Raw genomic sequence first — 17306 nt, 5'->3', positions numbered from 1 at the left:
TGGTGCTGCATGCGGCGGGGAAACCCTTGACGAGCGAGTGCTGGCGGGCGACACTTGCCAAACGGACACTCGTCCGCTGAATGAAAGGTGATCATGGACATCGGTCTGCTGCTGCTGCGCCTGGTGCTGGCGCTGATCCTCTTCACCCACGCCAGCCAGAAGCTCGCCGGATGGTTCGGGGGCAACGGGCTGCGCCGTCAGGGGGAGATCTTCGCCTCCCTGGGGCTGCGACCGGGCCGCGGAATGGTGCTCGCTGCGGGACTCTCCGAGCTGCTCGCCGGCACACTGCTGCTCCTGGGTCTGCTCACACCCATCGGGGCGCTGCTCGCGGCCGGGACCATGATGGTGGCGGGTCTGACCATGCAGCTGAACTCCGGGGCATTCTGGAACATCGCCGGGGGCGGGGAGTATCCCTATGTGCTCGCGGCCGCCGCCGCCGTGCTGGGCTTCACCGGGGCGGGGGCCCATGCCGTGGATGCGCAGTTCTCCGGTGAGCTCTGGAGCACGCTGATCCAGGAGCCGGCCACCTGGGTGGGGATCCTGATCCTCCTTGCGGCAGGGATCGCCGCAGTGCCCTTTGCGCTGCTGGTTCGCCGCGCCAGAGTCACCGGCTGAGGACCGGCGCGACTCGCAGCGCAGCAGAACGGGGGCCGCGCTCGCGGGGGCTGTGCTCCCCTCGCCGGCGCAGCCCCCGTCGATCGCACGCACCACGCGTGCCCGGATCCAGTCCAGGCGCTCGGCCTGCTCACGCCCCGGGGCCGCGCCCCTGGGCGGTATGGGTCTTCTCGGAGCGGTACTCGGTGTAGGTGTACGGGTTGTCCAGGATCTTGGTCTCCGGAACCTCGGGGCTCATCCCGGCCTCCCACTCCGCCTGTCCCAGCTCCGCGGCAATGTGGTCCACGGTCGCCTGCACGGTGCGCCGCACCTTGGCCAGGTCCACATCCACCAGCTTGTGCGCATGCTTCACGATCCGCCCGTTGACCATCACGGTGTGCACATCCCCGCGCTGGGCCTGGAACACCACGTGGCCGTGCGGGTTCAGGATCGGGAACATCGCCGGAGAGTCATCGTTCTTGATCAGCACGATGTCGGCCTTCTTGCCGACCTCCAGGGAGCCGATGGAGTCTCCCATCCCGAGCGCCTCCGCGCCGCCATGGGTGGCCCAGCCGACCACCTGGTCGGCGCGCAGGCCCAGGTTGGTGCAGGTCTCCCCGGTGGCGTGGTGCTCGAAATGCTCGCGCGCCCGGTCGGAGCTGAGCGTGGAACGCATGGCGGCGAAGGGATCTGCGCTCCACCAGACCGAGGTGTCCACCGAGAGGGAGACCGGAATCCCGTGCCTGCGCAGCTGCCAGGAGGAGGGGTAGCCCTGCCCACAGCTGGATTCGGACTCCGCCGAGACCGAGGCGGCACCCCCGGTGGCGGCGATGCGCTGGTAGGAGTCCTGGTTCAGAGTGGCGGCGTGGACATAAACCGTCTTCTCATCCATGAACCCGTGTTCGTGCATGAGTCGGATGCCGTCGTCGTTGGTCGCACCCCAGACCCCGGCGTGGGTGGTGACGCCCACGCCCAGCTCCCGGGCGACCTCGAAGGCCCTCTTCTCCGGGAACTCCGGGTCACCGGTGACGTCGAAGGCCATCTGGAATCCGAGCATGTCATCGCCGAGCTGGCCTCCGGAGCGGGGGATCCGACGGTCCACGAAGTCGCGGAACTCGGGTGAGGCGGACCATTCCCAGGGCCCGGCGTGGATGTTGCCATAGGCGAAGACGAAGCGCCCGGCGACCTCTTGGAGTGCGTCCACCGCGGCATCGGCATGGTCCACGGTGGAGAGCCCGTGGGACCAGTCCACCGAGGTGGTGACCCCGGAGTCGATGGCCTCCACGGCGGAGAGCAGGTTCCCGGCATAGATGTCCTCGGGTCGGAACTTCTTGCCGTGCTCCAAGTAGTTCCAGACGAAGTACTGGGTGAGTGTCCAGTCGGCGCCGTAGCCGCGCATGGCGGTCTGCCACATATGCCGATGGGTGTCGATGAAGCCGGGGGTGATCATCCCGCCCTCGGCGTCGATCACCCGGGCATGTTCGGGCGCCTCGAGGTCCGGGCCGATGGCCGCGATGGTGTCACCCAGCACCAGGACGTCACCCCTGGTCAAGACGCTGTGCTGCTTGTCCATGGTCAGCACGATCCCGTTCTTGAACAGGACGGGCGCGCCGGTGCCGTTGGATGCGGCTTCAGAACTCATATCAGCCTCCATTGAAGTTCTCTGTGATGCTGCTCACGATAGCGGTCGTTCGCACAGTGGACAAGAGTCCGTTTACCTCGTGAAGTCGGCCCAAGTAATCCAGTCTAGGGACTCTGGCCCAGGTGATCCCGGGGTTGACGGCCACAGGCAGCCGGTGTGAAACTGATCACGACACGTGCGGACGAGTGTCCGCATGACGACACGTCCGGGTGTGACAGGACCTGTGTGGGACTCGCAGAAGGAGGACTCCGAGATGAGCCAACATCATCCAGATCAGACCAGCGCCGCAGATGCGCGGCCCCAGCAGGCCGGCGGCGGCCTGCCGCTGGAGGGCATCCTGATCGCGGACTTCTCCCGGGTGCTCGCCGGCCCCTACGCCACCATGCTGTTGGGAGACCTCGGAGCCGAGGTGATCAAGGTCGAGAACGCCGGGGGAGACGACACCCGCACCTGGGTCCCGCCCCGCCGTCCGGACGGAGTCTCCACCTACTATGCGGCGATCAACCGGAACAAGAAGTCGATCGTGCTGGACTTCAAGGACGCCGAGGACCTCGCCGCCGCCCAGGCGCTCGCGCAGCGCGCCGACGTGGTGATCGAGAACTTCAAGCCCGGCGGGCTCAAGAAGTTCGGACTGGACTACGACGCCGTCGCGGAGTCCAATCCGCAGGTCATCTACTCCTCGATCACCGGCTTCGGCACCGAGGGGGAGGGCGCGAAGTACCCCGGCTATGACCTGATCGTCCAAGCGATGTCGGGGCTGATGAGCCTCACCGGCTCCCCGGACGGCCCGCCCTACCGCGCCGGGATCAGCGTGTTCGACGTGATGGCCGGGCTGCATTCGACCATCGGCATCCTCGCCGCGCTGCGCCAGCGCGATCGCACCGGCGACGGCACCCACGTCGAGGCGTCCCTGATGGCCTCGGCCATGTCCGGCCTGGTGAACCAGACCCACGCCTATGTGGGCGGCGGCACCACCCCGATGCGGATGGGCAACGCCCACCCCTCGCTCTACCCCTATGAGGCCATGCCCACCGCCGACGACGACGTGATCATCGCCGCCGGGAACAACACTCAGTTCAGCAGGCTCTGCACGGTGCTGGGAATCCCGGAGATCGCCCAGGATGAGCGCTTCGCCGAGGTCGGAGACCGCACCGACCGCCGTGACGAGCTGCGCCCGATCCTGGAGGCGGAGCTCGCCAAGCACACCGCCCAGGAGCTCTTCGAGAAGCTCAATGAGGTCGGAGTGCCCTGCGGGCCGATCAACACCATCAAACAGGGGGTGGAATACGCCGAGGCGCTGGGGTTGAAGCCGGTGGTCCAGGTGGGCAGCGGGGAGTCCGCTGTGCCCGGGGTCCGGCACCCGCTGAGCTTCAACACCATGACTCCGCGCTATGAGCTGGCCCCGCCGGAGCTGGGCGAGCACACCGAGGAGATCAAGGCCTGGCTGAAGCAGCCGGCTTCCACGCGAAGCGGGCAGCACCCCGCCGAGAGGACCCACTGATGGGCACCGCAGCGCACGAGGATCAGACACCGAGCTACCCCACCTCGCTGGGAACCTCCACCACCGAAGAGATCAGCCTGATGGGCCAGTCCCTCTCCGAGGACCTGATGGGCAAGGTCGGGTTCGCCGAGCTGGCCTTCTGGATGACCGCCACTCGCCGGCCCACCCCCGGTGAGCTGCGCACCTTCGAGGCGGTGCTGGTCGCACTGGCCGATCACGGCTTCACCCCCACCGCGATCGCGGCCCGGCTGACCTACCTCTCGGCCCCGGAGTCCATTCAGGGCGCCATCGCCGCCGGCCTGCTGGGCGGGGGCTCCCGCTTCCTCGGGGTCACCGAGGACACCGGGAGGTTCCTGCACCAGGTGCTTCAGGCCGACGACGGCGAGCGCAGCACCGAGGCGGACTACGACGCGCTGGCGCGGGAGGCGATCACCCGGGCGCGGGCCGCGAAGCAGATCGTTCCCGGCCTGGGCCATCCGGTGCACAAGCAGGGGGACCCGCGGACCCCGCGGCTGATCCAGATCGCTGAGGAGGGCGACACCCGCGGGGAGCATCTGCGCCTGTTCGAGGCCATGGGTCGGGTCAGTGAAGAGGTGCTGGGCAAGAAGCTGCCGCTCAACGGCGCCGGGGTCTGCGGAGCAGCCCTGGCTGACCTGGGCCTCCCGGTGGACTTCCTGCGCGGCTTCGCGCTGCTGGCCCGCACTGCCGGGCTGCTGGGACAGATCGCGGAGGAGCGGCGGAACCCGATCGCCAACGAGATCTATATGCATGTGGACCGGAACGCGAGGTTCGTCCCGCTGAGCGGCGACGACGCCGGTGAGTCGAAGGAGATCTGAGCATGGCAGAGCTGACCGCGGTGCTCGCCAGCACCCATCACCCGTTCTACTACAAGGCCACCACGTCTCCGGCAGATCAGCGACCGCCCTATGCCGCCGACTGGCAGCGCAAGGTCGAGGCCTACCGCGAGACGCTCACCGCCGCGGAGCCTGACATCCTGGTGATGGTCGGGGCGGATCACTTCCACCAGCTCTGGCTGGACAACTATCCGCAGTTCCTGATCGGCAAGCAGGAGAGCTACGACGCGACCTTCTACAACGAGGAGCGCGAGTTCGGGATCCCGAAGTACACCCTCGCCGGGGACATCGAGCTCTCCCGCTATATGCATGAGGAGCTGCTGGGCAAGGACTTCGACTTCTCGGTCAGTCATGAGCTGAAGATCGATCACTCCATCATCTGCCCGATCATCACGGTCCGCCCCGAAGCGGATCTGCCGATCGTGCCGATCTACACCAACATCTTCGTGCCCCCGCTGCCCTCCCCGCGTCGGTTCTACCAGGTGGGGAGGGCCATCCGGGAGATCATCGACAGCTTCCCCAGCGAGAAGAAAGTGGCAGCCATCGGCACCGGGCATCTCTCGCTGGAGCTCGGCGGGCCGCGCCAGTTCGGTGAGCACGGCCCCGACCCGCTCTTCGACGCCGATGCGATCGAATGGCTCTCCACCGGCAATGTCGACGCGATCCTGGACAACGTCACCCACGCGTCCATGGCCGGAGCCGGCAATGCCACCCACGGCTTCATGGACCTGCTGCTGATGATGGGCATCGCCGGCCCCGGAGTCCACGCCGACTACGTCGATCACCTGGATCTCTTCCACACCCGGGAGATGTACATGACCTGGTACCCGAACAAGACTCCCGGTCAGCTCGATGCGGCCGCCCGGGCCGCGGAGACCTCGGAGGCCAGCACCGGCCCGATCTACGCCTCCGACCCGGCCTGGGATCAGTTCCGCGTGAGTCAGGAGCAGGCATGAGCAAGTACTACGTGAACAAGTTTCTCTTCACCATCGATCGGGACCCCGAATGGGTGGCCAGCTATCGCGAGGATCCGCGGGCCACCGTCCTCCGCTGGGAGAAGGAGGTCGGGCGCTGGCTGAATCCGGTGGAGCAGACCAGCTGGCTGGAGTTCACTCAAGAAGAGCGCGAGGCGCTGGCCACCCACGACTACGTCTGGCTCTTCGAGCACGGCGCCCACTTCTTCCTGAACCTGACCCTGTTCATCGCACTCTTCGACGAGGAGTACGCCGCCGCCAAGGGTCCGCTGGCGTTCCAGACCGAGATGGCGCAGAAGCTGGGCCACTGGACCGGCCGGGACTACCCCTCGGTCGCCATGTGAGCAAGACGCTGCAGCCCTGTCCCCTACGGCGGGGCCTGCGGTCCGGACGGGTTGGCTGAACGGGCTGAACGGGCTGAACGGGCTGAATGGGCGGGGTGGCTGGGCGGTCTGGCTGGGCTACTCCTCCGGGGAGACCAGCAGCGGGATCCGGCCGACGTCGGCGGGGTCGCGCTCGCGGACCTGACTCGGCAGTGACTGCCAGCGGGTCCAATCCTCGGTGACCGCCGCAGCAGCCTCGCGCAGCGGAGGAAGGTGCTTGTTCAGCAGCGTCTCCACACTGGTCTCGGCGGCATGGACGGTGGTGTTCATCGAGGCCAGCACTCGGCCTTGGGCATCACGGACCGGAACGGCGACGGAACGGATGCCACGGGCAAGCTCCTCATCGGCGAGTGCGTAACCCTGCTGCTTCACCCGGTCCAGCTCTTCGAGGAAGGACTTCTGGTCCCACTGGACCACCGGAATGACCGAGGAGCGCGAAGCCTCGGAAAGCCGCTGCAGGATCTCCCGACGCTCCATGTCTGCCAAGAGCACCTTGCCCTGGGAGGTCGGCGGAGCCGGGAAGCGGGTCCCGATGTCCACTCGCAGCCCGATCAGCTTCGGCACCGCAACCCGGGCGACATAGACGATGTCCGGGCCGTCCAGCTGGGACATCGAAGCGGACTCGTGGGTGTGCGTGACCAGCGCCTCCAGATGAGGCCTCGCCACCTCCCACAGGCCCAGGGAGCTCACGTAGGCCATCCCGAGCTCCATCACTCGAGGGGTCAGGGCGAAGGCGCCGTTCTCTGCGCGCACGTACTCCAGCTCCTGCAGGGTCATCAGGATCCGGCGTGCGGTGGGACGCGCCAGATCCGTGGCCTTGGCCACCTGGCTCAGGGTCAGGATGGGGTACTCGGGGGTGAAGGCCTTGATGACCGACAACCCGCGCGAGATCGCTTCGATGAACTCGGGGCTGCGCTCCGGTGACATCTGGTTCCTTTCTTCAGGAGGACGCGGTGTGGACGTGATCGGCGCGGGCCTCGCGCAGTCTGGTCCAGGTCCGCACGAGCTGGCTGAATTCCTTGACCTGGACCAGGACATGGTCACGGGCGGTGTTCTCCGCAGTCTCACCGTCTCCGGCGCTGATCGCGTTCACGATGGCGAGGTGCTCGGCGAGGGAGCGACGCATACGGTCCGGGGCGCGCAGCTGCAGTCGCCGGTAGGGCTGCAGCACGCGTCGCAGATGGTGTGCCTGCTGCTGCAGATACCCGTTGCCGCAGGAGTCGTAGATCATGCCGTGGAACAAGGCGTTGGCGTAGTAGTAGCCGTCGGCGTCACCGAGTGCCTCGAAGCGCTCACATTCCTTCAGTGCCTTGCCCAGTTCTGCCAGGGGCTCGCGCTCGATCCGACTCGAAGCCAGCCGTGCGGCCATTCCTTCGAGCTCAGCCATCAGTTCGAAGCGCTCCGCCAGCTCCGGCAGGCTCAGCTCGGTGACATAGGTGCCCTGCTTGGGGCGGATGCGCACCAATCCGGAACGTTCCAGCCCCTGCAGCGCCTCCCGCACCGGGGTGCGCGAGCAGCCGAACTCCTCCTGCAGCTTGGCAGGGTCCAGACGCTGCCCGGGACCGTAGTGTCCGTCGACGATGGCGTTCTCCAGCGCATCACGCACCCGTTGGGATTCCGGGACTCGGACCATGACACCTCCTCTGATGAGCATATCGCCAGCCACAGAGTGTGGCGTGGATCACGTTAATCCCCTATAGTCGCTGTTATATACATCACGGCTACTGATATACACGTAGGGAGGGATCATGGCAACCACGCAGGGATGGCTGCTTGCGGATCTGCTGCGCAGCCTGGGCGGGCACAAGCCTCGGCCGAGCGTGCAGACCCCGGGATCCGAAGGCCTGGCTCAGCTCACCGCAGGCTGTGCGGTGCTGATGGGGGACCTGGGGGAAGCGTCCATGCGGGCCGTGGCCGATCGGGCGCTCGCCACCTACCGGGAGCTCGATGCCGCCGCGCGGGCGGAGTTCTTCGCCCATATGCTCCACTCCTATGCCGTGGACCCTCAAGCGTTGCGCCACGCCTACGCCCGGTGGGACGCCGAGGAGGGACAGGCCGAACTGGCCGACCTCTTCGACGCCAGCGAGCCGCGCCGCCAGGCGCTGCTGCGGCGACTCAACCACGCCCCCGAGGGCACTCTGCACCTGGTCAACATGCGCGCCGACCTGCGCCGGGCGCTCCGGGACCATCCGGAGCTGGCTCCGCTGGACCGGGACTTCAGGCACCTGCTGCAGTCTTGGTTCAACCGCGGCTTCCTCCGGATGGAACAGCTCGGCTGGGACTCCTCCCGAGAGATGAAGAATCATCTGCTGCGCTACGAGAAGGTCCACCCGATGCGCGACCTCAATGACCTCAAGCGCCGGCTGCGGCCGAAGGACCGCACCTGCTATGCCTTCTTCCACCCCGCCACCGGGGAGCTCCCGCTGATCTTCGTAGAGGTCGCCCTGGTGAAGGGAATCCCCGGCAGCGTGGCACCGCTGCTGGCCCCCACCGAGGAGCTCGCTCCGGCCAAGGCAGATACGGCCGTGCTCTATTCAATCAACAATTCGCTGGAAGGGCTGGCCGGGATCTCCTTCGGCAGCCTGCTCATCAAGCAGGTCATCGACCAGGTCTCCGCCGAGCTGCCGCATCTTCAGCACTTCGTGACGCTCTCCCCGATCCCAGGGTTCCGCAGCTGGCTGCGTGAACAGGCCCGGACGGCGACATCCGCCGAGCTCGCGGCGCTGCACATGGACCTCCAGGAGCTGAACAGCCCTTTCGAGCTCCACAGCCCAGCGGATCCCAACGGCACAGTCGATCCCAGCGGCCCAGTCGATTCCAGCGGCGCAGCGAAGTTCTCCGCGGCAGCCGGAGCCCAGGCGCCCGGCGCGAAGCAGCTTGCCGAGCGGCTCACCGCGGCGCTGGCGCACTACGTCGCGGTGGAACGCCGCCCGGACGGTCAGCCGGTGGATCCGGTGGCCCGCTTCCACCTGGGCAACGGGGCCACCGCCTGGCAGCTTCACACCGCGGCCAGCGGTGCGGACTACATGTGGGAGCAGTCCTACGGGGCGATGATCAACTACCGCTACGACCCCGCCCTGGTGGAGCAGCGCCATGAGGACTACGTCCGGCACGGGTCCATCGCGGTGGGGGAGAAGGTCTCGGGCCTGCTTCCCTCCGGTGCGGGCAGCCGCACCGGCACAGCCCGTGCCGAATCCGGCACAGCCAGCACCACCTCCGACTCTTCCAGAACAGACAGCAGCAGCGAGAAGGGAACCACACCAGTGGACCACCAGATTGACGGCATCTATCAAGGCTTCCTCCGGCAGGCCCAGACCCATCCGGAGAAGCCGCTGTTCCACCTCCCGGAGGGACGCACGCTCACCTACTCCCAGGTGCTCCAGAGCTCCCGGCGCATCGCCACGAAGCTGATCGGCGACGGCGTCGTACCCGGTGACCGGGTCGCTGCGCAGGTGGAGAAGTCCCCGGAGGCCATCGCGCTCTACCTGGCCACCCTTCAGGTGGGCGGGGTGTACCTGCCGCTGAACACCGCCTACACCGGGGCCGAGATGGACTACTTCATGTCCGACGCCGCGCCTCGGGTGCTGGTCTGCGACCCGAGCCAGACCGCGGCCCACGTGCAGCGCGGCAAGGACGGGATCGTCGTAGAGACCCTGGGTGCGGGCGGAGAGGGCACGCTGCTCGCCGCGGAGCAGGAGCACGCCGAGGTCGCCCAGTTGAGCCCCTCAGATCCCGGCGCGATCCTCTACACCTCCGGGACCACCGGCCGCTCCAAGGGTGCGGTGCTGACCCAGGGGAACCTCGCGGCGAACTGCGCCTCCTTGATCCAGTCCTGGGAGTACACCGAAGAAGACGTGTTGATCCACGCGCTGCCGATCTTCCACATCCACGGCCTCTTCGTGGCGGTCAATATGACCCTGGTCTCCGGCGCCTCCATGATCTGGCTGCCCAAGTTCGACCCGGACGCCGTGCTCGATGCCATGCCCCGCGCCACCGTGCTGATGGGGGTGCCCACCTTCTACACCCGGCTGCTGAGTTCGCAGCGGCTCAGCGCCGAGGCCTGCGCCGGGATGCGGCTCTTCGTCTCCGGCTCCGCTCCGCTGCTGGCAAGTGATCACGAGGCCTTCGAGGCCCGCACCGGGCACGCCATCCTGGAACGCTACGGAATGACCGAGACCGGGATGAACACCTCCAACCCCTACCGCGACGGGCCGCGCCGACCCGGCACCGTGGGACACCCGCTGCCCGGGGTCCAGGTGAGGATCGTGGACCGAGAGAGCCAGGCAAGCCTGCCCCAGGGTGAGGTCGGGATCATCGAGGTGCGCGGCGACAACGTCTTCGCCGGCTACTGGAACATGCCGGAGAAGACCGCCGAGGAGTTCCGCGAGGACGGCTTCTTCATCACCGGAGACCTCGGCGTGATCGACGAGCAGGGCTACCTGAGCATCGTGGGCCGCGACAAGGATCTGGTGATCTCCGGGGGATTCAACATCTACCCCAAAGAGGTCGAGGGACTCATCGACGATCACCCCGGTGTCTTCGAATCCGCCGTGATCGGGGTGCCGCACCCGGATCTGGGCGAGGGTCTGGTGGCCGTGGTGGTCCCGACCGGCGACGACGCCCCCGAGGAGACCGCGATCCTGCGGGCGCTCGCCGGTGAGCTGGCCCGGTTCAAGCAGCCCCGCGCCGTCCGCTTCGTGGACGCGCTGCCGCGCAACGTGATGGGCAAGGTCCAGAAGGCGCAGCTGCGCAAGCAGTACACAGACCTCTTCAGCAGCTGAATGCTCGCTCAAGAAACCTCAACCGCAAGTCAGGAGTAGACGATGGTTCTCTATGGAGTTGCAGCGCTGGCGCTGTGCATGCTCGTGGGAATGCTGATCGGTGATGTCCTCGGTGTCGCAGTAGGTGTGGACGCCAATGTCGGCGGGGTGGGCTTCGCCATGATCCTGCTCGTGGTGGCCACGGACCGGCTGCGCAAGCGCGGGCTGTTCCCGAAGCCCACCGAGCAGGGGGTGCTGTTCTGGTCCGCGCTGTACATCCCGATCGTGATCGCGATGGCGTCCACGCAGAATGTGGCCGAAGCGATCGGCGGCGGGCCCATGGCCGCGATCGCCGGCCTCGGGGCGCTGGCCGCAGGCGCGGCGCTGGTCCCGGTGATCGCGCGGATCGGGGGACAGTCTGAACCGCTGCCCGCGATGACCGAAGAAGAGAAGCAGGAGGCCTGAGATGGACATCATCGCTGATGTGCTTGAACGCAACGGCCTGCTCTTCGCCTTCGTGGTGGTCGGTGGCCTGATGATGATCTCGGGCTGGCTCTCCAAGACGCTGACTCGAGGACGCCTGCAGGGCTCCGCGATCGCGATCATGCTCGGACTGGTGCTGGCCTATTTCGGCGGCATCCAGACCGGTGGAGAATCCGGCCTCGCCGATATCGCGATCTTCAGCGGTCTCGGCCTGATGGGCGGCGCAATGCTGCGCGACTTCGCCATCGTCGCCACCGCCTACGGCGTGGACCTCCAGGAGATCAAGAAGTCCGGGGCCGCCGGCGTGCTGGCGCTGCTCGCCGGAATCGTCGTCTCGTTCATCGTGGGCGCCGCGGTGGCTGCCGCCTTCGGCTACACCGACCCCGAATCCATGGCCACCATCGGCGCCGGCGCCGCGACCTACATCGTGGGACCGGTCACCGGCACCGCGATCGGGGCGAGCTCCGAGGTGATCGCCCTCTCGGTGGCCGCCGGACTGATCAAGGCGGTGGTGGTGATGGTCTGCACCCCGCTGATCGCCCCGCTCATCGGCCTGAACAATCCGAAGTCGGCCATGGCATACGGCGGGCTGATGGGCACCACCTCGGGGGTGGCCGGCGGACTGGCCGCCACGGACAAACGACTGGTGCCCTACGGCGCGATGACCGCGACCTTCTATACCGGCCTGGGCTGCCTGTTGGGCCCCTCGGTCTTCTACTTCGCCCTGGTCGGGATCTTCGGCTGACCTGAGGAACCCTCCCGCACCACGACGACGACGGCGGCTGTCCACCTGCACCCAGGTGGGCGGCCGTCGTCGTGCTGCGGGGCGAGGCCCTGCGCCCACTGATCCCGCTCACTGCTCTGGGGGTTCCCAGACGGCGGGTGCTGTGATGGACTGCTGGAGAACCAGGACGGGTCTCGGTGCGCCGGATCCGCGGCAACCTGACCCAGGGCTGGTCGCGACGTCCTGGCTGAGTTTCCGGCTGAGCCGGGTGTGATTCCCAGCCGGCACAGGATGTCTTCCGGGCTCGGCGGAGGCTACTTATACCCGTCCACCATGGCGGCTGCGATGTCCATATAGGCCCGGCGGGTCTCCTCCTGGAGCATGTCCAGGTGGATCCGGTCCCCGTCCACCACGGCCCGGTCGAAGGGCACCACCACGAGCTTCCCGCAGTATCCGCGCAGGCTCTCCTGGATGGCCTGCTTGTCCACCCGGTCAGAGACCCGTTCCTTATCGGTGATCACCACGATGGACTCCCGGGCCAGCCGCTCGTAGCCGTGGTTGGCCAGCCAGTTCAGCGTCTGCAGCGCGCGCTGGGCTCCGGAGACCGCGAACCCGGCGGCGATCACGATGTTGTCCGCGGTGTGCAGGATCCCCTTCATGGCGTTGTGCGTGACCCCGGTGCCGCAGTCGGTGACGATCACGGAGTAGTACTTGGCGAACTCCGCATGGATCCGGCGCCACTCCTCGGCCGTGAGGCTGTCCGAGAGGGCTGGATCCTGTTCCCCGGCGAGCACATGGAGTCGCCCGGCCTGCTGCAGATAGCCCTGCAGCGCGGTCAGCGAGTCCACGCCGTCGAGCTTCTTGAGCAGATCGGAGATGCTCGGCGGCTGATGCGCCTGGATCGCGCGCTCGCCCAGGGCGCGCTCCACCAGATCCCCGGAATCCGGATTCGCGTCGATGGCGCAGGGAATGTCCCCGCGGTGGTGGGCCAGGATCATGCCGACCCCCACCGTGGTGGAGGTCTTGCCGATCCCACCCTTGAGTGAGAGCACGGCGGTGTTGTGGCTGCCCTGCAGCGGCCGGGCGATCCGCTCGATCAGCTCCCGCTCTCGCAGTTCCTTCTGGCTGGGACCGATGTTGATCGCGCCGCCGGTGGCGTCATAGAGGAAGCGCCGGAACCCGCCCTGAGGCTTCTCCGCGGCCTCCGCGACGAAGGGCCGTCCGGCCTCTGCGATGCGACGGCGCTCCGCCCGTGTCTGCTGCGCCGCGGGATCCAGACTTGTCGGGTTGGCAGGGATCGAGACGGTGGCTCGAGCCGGATCTGCCGGACCGGCCTGCGCGCCGGGTTGTGGCTTCGCGGAGGGCTCGGACTGCGCCGGAGGGGCGGCCTGCACGGGAGGCTCGGGCTGCGCTGGGGGTTTCCCGGGGGCCTCGGCGAGGGGCGCTGCCGGGGCCCGGCCGTTGCCCGGCTGTTCGTGTGCGGCGACCTCACCCGCCGGGGACATCGAGAACCAGCTCTGTTCGCCGCGGACATGGTCGATTCCATGGACCACCGCAGGCGTGCCGGTCTGCTGAGCATGCTGGTGGGCCTGCGCGTAGACCTCCCGGTAGGGATTCTCCCCCTCAGTCACGGTGTGGGGCTCCCCGTTGATCCGGATCTGCCGGGGGGAGAGCACCTCGGCGGTGATGTCCGAGCGAGGCTCAGCCGCCGCAGTGTCACCGGCGCTGGGTGATGGGTCTCCTGCGCTGCTCGCAGTGCTGTCCTCGTTGCTGGCCCGGCTCGGCTGCTCAGCTGGCGTCGGTGTCATGGGGACCCTCCCAGAAGGTCATCGAAACAGTGGCCGGTGGGCGTCTACGGTGGATGAAGAGACCGCGCCCGGGAGGTTACGGGCACTGCTGTCCCTGCAGGTGCACCGGGGAATCGCACATTGATCCGCAGCGCAATGTTCTGTGAATACGATAACCGCTGATTCATCTTTGAACAGTGCCTATGGAGTATTTTTTTCCGCCGTCAATCGGCTCTGACACCGAAGGCCGATTCGGGCACTGCTCGCGGCGTGAGGCCGCAGGACCTGAGACGAGGATGCGGCAGAGACGACGACGGCCCGCCGGTCAGAACCGGGCGGGCCGTCGTCGTCGTCCTCAGGTGGTCAGCTCTTCGGGCTCAGACCTCAGCGGGCTGGCGCTGATGCACCCGGGCTGAGTGGGCCAGCTTCACCGTCCAGGTCTCACCCGGGGCCATGGTCTTGCGCGTGCCCTCGACGTTGACGTCGATCGGCTCCGCCGAGCCTTCGGAGAGCTTCAGCTCGACCTCGTCGTGGTTGATCGAGACCACGATGGGCTGGTTGCGGTAGCGCATCCGGAAGGTCAGCGAGGGCAGCTCATCGGGCAGCAGCGGGTGCAGCCACAGCGCGTCGGCGCGGGTCTCCACGCCGCCGTAGCAGCGCAGCACCATGTCCACGGTGCCCGCCATGGCGCCCAGGTGCACGCCCTCGCGGGTGGTGCCGCCCTGGGTGTCGGCGAGGTCAGCCTCCAGCGCCTCCTTGAACAGGTTCCAGGAGCCTGAGCGGTCGAACCGCGCAGCCACCCAGCCGTGGACCAGCCGGGAGAGCGTGGAGCCGTGGGAGGACCGGGCAAGGTAGTACTCCACCGTGCGGCCGAAGTCCTCCATGGAGAGCGTGTAGCCCATATGGTCCAGGGTCTCCACGAGCTCATCGGCGGAGAAGATGTAGCACAGCATCAGCACATCGGCCTGCTTGGAGAGCTTGTACCGGTTGGTCGAGTCGCCCTCGGCCTGCAGGATCAGATCAAGCCGCCCGATGTTGCCGTACTTGGCCCGGTAGCCCTCCCAGTCGAACTCCTCCAGGGCCTCGTAGCCCTCGAACTGGCTGATCACGTTGTCCTCGTGGAAGGGCACGTGCAGCCGCTTGGCGATGTGCTCCCAGTGATCCAGCTCGTCTTCGAAGATGTCCAGCCATTCCGAGAGCGGGTCATCGCGACCGTCGAGGTCGCGCACCAGGCGTGCGGTGTGACGCAGCATCCAGGAGGTCAGCACGTTGGTGTACGCATTGTCGCGCAGACCCGTCCCGGGCGCCTCGGCGGTGCCGTCGTGGTACTCGTCGGGACCCATCACCCCGTCGATGCTGAACCGGTCAGCCTCGGCGTCGTAGCTGGTCATGGAGACGAAGAACCGGGAGATCTCCACCAGGATCTCGGCCCCATAGTCCGCCAGGAAGGTGTAGTCCTGCGTGGTCTCGAAGTACTGCAGCACCGAGTAGGCGATCGCCAGGGAGACGTGGCGCTGGCGGTGCGAGTTATCCGGCATCCACATCCCGGAGCGCGGGTTCCACAGTTCGCTGGGCGTCTCCTCGCGGCCGTCGGATCCTGCCTGCCAGGGGAACATCGCCCCGTCATAGCCCTCGCTGCGGGCCATCGCCCGGGCCTCGCTGAGCCGCCGGTAGCGGTAGAGCAGCAGGCCACGGGTCAGTTCGGGCCGGCGCAGCGTGAGCATCGGATACATGAACATCTCGTCCCAGAACAGATGCCCGCGGTAGCCCTCACCGGTGAGCCCGCGTGCCGGCAGGGTGGCGTCCAGGTCGTGCCGGGCGCCGAAGGCGGTCTGCAGCACATGGAAGGTGTGCAGGTTCAGCGCCATCTGCTGCCGCGAGGCGTTCTCCCCGATCGAGACCGCGAAGCGGTGCCAGAGCACGCCCCACATCTCCTCGTGGAAGGTCAGCATGGTGCGGAAGCTGGAGGCCCGCTGCACCTTCTTGACGGCGTTGTGCCAGACCGTGGAGATGGCCTGGTCGTGCGAGTTCGAGACTGCCGCGATCTTCTCCAGGATCACCGGCTTCCCGGACTCCAGGGCCAGGGAGATGTCGTGGCCGGCCACGAGTTCGCCCTCGTGGATCGCCCGGCGCATCGGGTTGCTGGTCCCGGAGGTGGTCACCGTAGTGCGGGTCGCCAGGGCGATGCGCACCTCGGACTGGTTGGTCTGGGTCTCCAGGAGCACCGTGTCGCCGTCGACCTCACGGGACTGCACCGGCTCCAGATGGTTCCCGGCGAGCTCGCGGTCGGCGTCCACGTTGCGGTTGGCCACCCGGCCATCGATCATCGAGCGGACGTTGACGTTGCCGGACCAGTTCTCGGCCTCGATCTTCATCTCCAGGGCGGCGATCTGCACCCCGGCCAGAGACTGGAACTGGCGCATGGTGACCTTGGTGCGACGCCCATGGAGGTCCTGGTAGCGCGCGATCCGGGTGACCACCCCGCGCCGCATGTCCAGTTCCTGGTGGTAGTGGATCAGCTCCGGGGAGCCGGGCAGCAGCGGAGTCCCGGCGTCCGGGGTCACCTGCAGGAAGGTCCAGTCCGGCACATTGACCATGTGCTCGGTCTCCACCGTCTTGCCCATCAGGTCGGTCTTGAGCCGGTTGAACACCCCGGCGATGTAGCTGCCCGGATAGTGGGTGGCGTCCGCCGCGGTGCCGGGGTAGTGCCCGCGCGTGCCCCAGTAGCCGTTGGCCATGGCCATGAGCACCTCGCGGGTCGGCTCCAGCTTCGGATCGAAGCCTTCATAGGAGAGCACCCAGTCCGAGTCATAGGGCCGGGTGGTGCGGGTGGAGAGGTTCATCACCGCCAGATCGGTGACGACGACGTCGGCGCCCGCCTCCTTCAGCCGAGCCGGGTCATCCCCGCGGTTCAGTCCCACGACCATGCCGAAGTCCCCGGCCCGTCCGGCCTGGACCCCGGAGGCCGCATCTTCGATCACGATGGTGTCCTGGGGCTCCACGCGCAGCAGCTCCGCGGCGTGGAGGAACATGTGTGGGTTCGGCTTGCCCGGAAGGCCGAGCTCCAACGCGTCGGAGCCGTCCACGATCACGGTGAACGCGTCGAGCAGTCCGGCGATGGTGAGCACCTCGCGACCGTTGCGCGAGGAGGTCACCAGCGCAGTGGGGATCCCGTCCTTGCGCAGCTGTGTGATCAGCTCCACGGTGGTGCCGAAGACCTCCACGCCGTCGCGGGCCAGCACGGACTCGAAGTAGCCCTGCTTGCGCGCCGCGAGTCCGTTGATGCTCAGCGTGTCCGGCGCGTCGTCCCGGCTGCCCTCGGGGACGTGGAGGTCCCTGGCCCGCAGCAGCGAGCGCACCCCGTCCTCCCGGGGCCGGCCGTCCACGAAGTTCAGGTAGTCCTCTTCGGTGAACTCCGGCTGCGGGGAGCCGGCGATCTCCGGCAGCGCCGTGTCGAAGAGCTCCTTCCACGCGCGCGTGTGCACCCCGGCGGTATCGGTGACGACCCCGTCCATGTCGAAGATCACGGCACGGAAATGGCGCAGTGCATGGCGTTTGGCCTCGGCACTGTGTCGGAACGGATTCTCAAAGGGGTGCATATCTG

The 17306-nt window shown here is 67.5% G+C and carries 13 protein-coding genes; 8 read left to right on the top strand and 5 right to left on the bottom strand.

The annotated features are described in order from the left end of the window. Positions 1-93: 93 nt before the first annotated feature. Positions 94-615, top strand: coding sequence for a DoxX family membrane protein (locus HNR11_RS04205; RefSeq protein ID WP_179441263.1), 522 nt, complete (start codon positions 94-96; stop codon positions 613-615). A gap of 130 nt (positions 616-745) precedes the next feature. Here HNR11_RS04205 and HNR11_RS04200 read toward each other — a convergent pair whose 3' ends face one another. Beyond that, positions 746-2236 carry an amidohydrolase family protein gene (locus HNR11_RS04200; protein WP_179441262.1) on the bottom strand — a complete coding sequence of 497 codons (1491 nt, stop codon included), beginning with the start codon at positions 2234-2236 and terminating at the stop codon, positions 746-748. A 253-nt stretch (positions 2237-2489) separates the two neighbouring features. Between HNR11_RS04200 and HNR11_RS04195 the strand changes: the two genes are divergently transcribed. Genes HNR11_RS04195 through HNR11_RS04180 form a run of 4 tightly spaced genes read left to right on the top strand, consistent with a single transcriptional unit; the run spans position 2490 to position 5909 of the window. Beyond that, positions 2490-3737 carry a CaiB/BaiF CoA transferase family protein gene (locus HNR11_RS04195; RefSeq protein ID WP_179441261.1) on the top strand — a complete coding sequence of 416 codons (1248 nt, stop codon included), beginning with the start codon at positions 2490-2492 and terminating at the stop codon, positions 3735-3737. Beyond that, on the top strand, positions 3737-4573 hold the full coding sequence (locus HNR11_RS04190; protein WP_179441260.1) for a citryl-CoA lyase: 837 nt from the start codon (positions 3737-3739) through the stop codon (positions 4571-4573). The genes HNR11_RS04195 and HNR11_RS04190 overlap by 1 nt, the downstream gene beginning before the upstream one ends. Positions 4574-4575: 2 nt before the next feature. Then, positions 4576-5547 carry a DODA-type extradiol aromatic ring-opening family dioxygenase gene (locus tag HNR11_RS04185; RefSeq protein WP_179441259.1) on the top strand — a complete coding sequence of 324 codons (972 nt, stop codon included), beginning with the start codon at positions 4576-4578 and terminating at the stop codon, positions 5545-5547. Further along, positions 5544-5909, top strand: a complete 366-nt coding sequence (locus tag HNR11_RS04180; protein WP_058887840.1) for a hypothetical protein — start codon at positions 5544-5546, stop codon at positions 5907-5909. Before HNR11_RS04185 ends, HNR11_RS04180 begins: the two co-directional genes overlap by 4 nt. Before the next feature lie 117 nt (positions 5910-6026). Here HNR11_RS04180 and HNR11_RS04175 read toward each other — a convergent pair whose 3' ends face one another. Then, the gene (locus HNR11_RS04175) at positions 6027-6875 is read right to left on the bottom strand and encodes an IclR family transcriptional regulator domain-containing protein (RefSeq protein WP_179441258.1); all 849 of its coding nucleotides are present in this window, start codon (positions 6873-6875) and stop codon (positions 6027-6029) included. A gap of 13 nt (positions 6876-6888) precedes the next feature. Further along, positions 6889-7581: a GntR family transcriptional regulator gene (locus HNR11_RS04170; RefSeq protein ID WP_179441257.1), complete on the bottom strand. Its 693-nt coding sequence runs from the start codon at positions 7579-7581 to the stop codon at positions 6889-6891. A 115-nt stretch (positions 7582-7696) separates the two neighbouring features. On the opposite strand from HNR11_RS04170, the gene HNR11_RS04165 reads away from it, so the two are divergent. From HNR11_RS04165 to madM, 3 genes are read left to right on the top strand one after another with little or no spacing between them, the layout of a single operon-like run. Continuing rightward, positions 7697-10729, top strand: coding sequence for an AMP-binding protein (locus HNR11_RS04165; RefSeq protein ID WP_179441256.1), 3033 nt, complete (start codon positions 7697-7699; stop codon positions 10727-10729). Positions 10730-10771: 42 nt separating this feature from the next. Then, complete coding sequence (madL, locus tag HNR11_RS04160; RefSeq protein WP_083504639.1) at positions 10772-11173, top strand: malonate transporter subunit MadL; 402 nt, start codon at positions 10772-10774, stop codon at positions 11171-11173. A gap of 1 nt (position 11174) precedes the next feature. Further along, positions 11175-11936 carry a malonate transporter subunit MadM gene (madM, locus tag HNR11_RS04155; RefSeq protein ID WP_179441255.1) on the top strand — a complete coding sequence of 254 codons (762 nt, stop codon included), beginning with the start codon at positions 11175-11177 and terminating at the stop codon, positions 11934-11936. Between the two features lie 293 nt (positions 11937-12229). On the opposite strand, the gene HNR11_RS13850 is transcribed toward madM, so the two are convergent. Together HNR11_RS13850 and HNR11_RS04145 are read right to left on the bottom strand one after the other, a co-directional pair. Then, positions 12230-13723 (bottom strand): MinD/ParA family ATP-binding protein, encoded by a 1494-nt coding sequence (locus HNR11_RS13850; protein ID WP_218849649.1) that lies wholly within the window; start codon positions 13721-13723, stop codon positions 12230-12232. 356 nt (positions 13724-14079) lie between these two features. Next, positions 14080-17301 carry a beta-phosphoglucomutase family hydrolase gene (locus HNR11_RS04145; protein WP_058887825.1) on the bottom strand — a complete coding sequence of 1074 codons (3222 nt, stop codon included), beginning with the start codon at positions 17299-17301 and terminating at the stop codon, positions 14080-14082. Positions 17302-17306: the final 5 nt, after the last annotated feature.

Origin of the sequence: Nesterenkonia sandarakina, from assembly GCF_013410215.1 — a bacterium.
GTDB lineage: Bacteria > Actinomycetota > Actinomycetes > Actinomycetales > Micrococcaceae > Nesterenkonia > Nesterenkonia sandarakina.
The sequence above is the reverse complement of the archived record's forward strand: the minus strand, read 5'-3'. Positions and strand labels throughout refer to the sequence as shown.

Coding starts and splice junctions, on each gene's coding strand:
- HNR11_RS04180 (WP_058887840.1), top strand. CDS start 5,544: ATGAGCAAGTACTACGTGAACAAGTTTCTCTTCACCATCGATCGGGAC.
- HNR11_RS04165 (WP_179441256.1), top strand. CDS start 7,697: ATGGCAACCACGCAGGGATGGCTGCTTGCGGATCTGCTGCGCAGCCTG.
- madL (WP_083504639.1), top strand. CDS start 10,772: ATGGTTCTCTATGGAGTTGCAGCGCTGGCGCTGTGCATGCTCGTGGGA.
- HNR11_RS04190 (WP_179441260.1), top strand. CDS start 3,737: ATGGGCACCGCAGCGCACGAGGATCAGACACCGAGCTACCCCACCTCG.
- HNR11_RS04205 (WP_179441263.1), top strand. CDS start 94: ATGGACATCGGTCTGCTGCTGCTGCGCCTGGTGCTGGCGCTGATCCTC.
- HNR11_RS04170 (WP_179441257.1), bottom strand. CDS start 7,581: ATGGTCCGAGTCCCGGAATCCCAACGGGTGCGTGATGCGCTGGAGAAC.
- HNR11_RS04195 (WP_179441261.1), top strand. CDS start 2,490: ATGAGCCAACATCATCCAGATCAGACCAGCGCCGCAGATGCGCGGCCC.
- HNR11_RS13850 (WP_218849649.1), bottom strand. CDS start 13,723: ATGACACCGACGCCAGCTGAGCAGCCGAGCCGGGCCAGCAACGAGGAC.
- HNR11_RS04185 (WP_179441259.1), top strand. CDS start 4,576: ATGGCAGAGCTGACCGCGGTGCTCGCCAGCACCCATCACCCGTTCTAC.
- HNR11_RS04175 (WP_179441258.1), bottom strand. CDS start 6,875: ATGTCACCGGAGCGCAGCCCCGAGTTCATCGAAGCGATCTCGCGCGGG.
- HNR11_RS04200 (WP_179441262.1), bottom strand. CDS start 2,236: ATGAGTTCTGAAGCCGCATCCAACGGCACCGGCGCGCCCGTCCTGTTC.
- HNR11_RS04145 (WP_058887825.1), bottom strand. CDS start 17,301: ATGCACCCCTTTGAGAATCCGTTCCGACACAGTGCCGAGGCCAAACGC.
- madM (WP_179441255.1), top strand. CDS start 11,175: ATGGACATCATCGCTGATGTGCTTGAACGCAACGGCCTGCTCTTCGCC.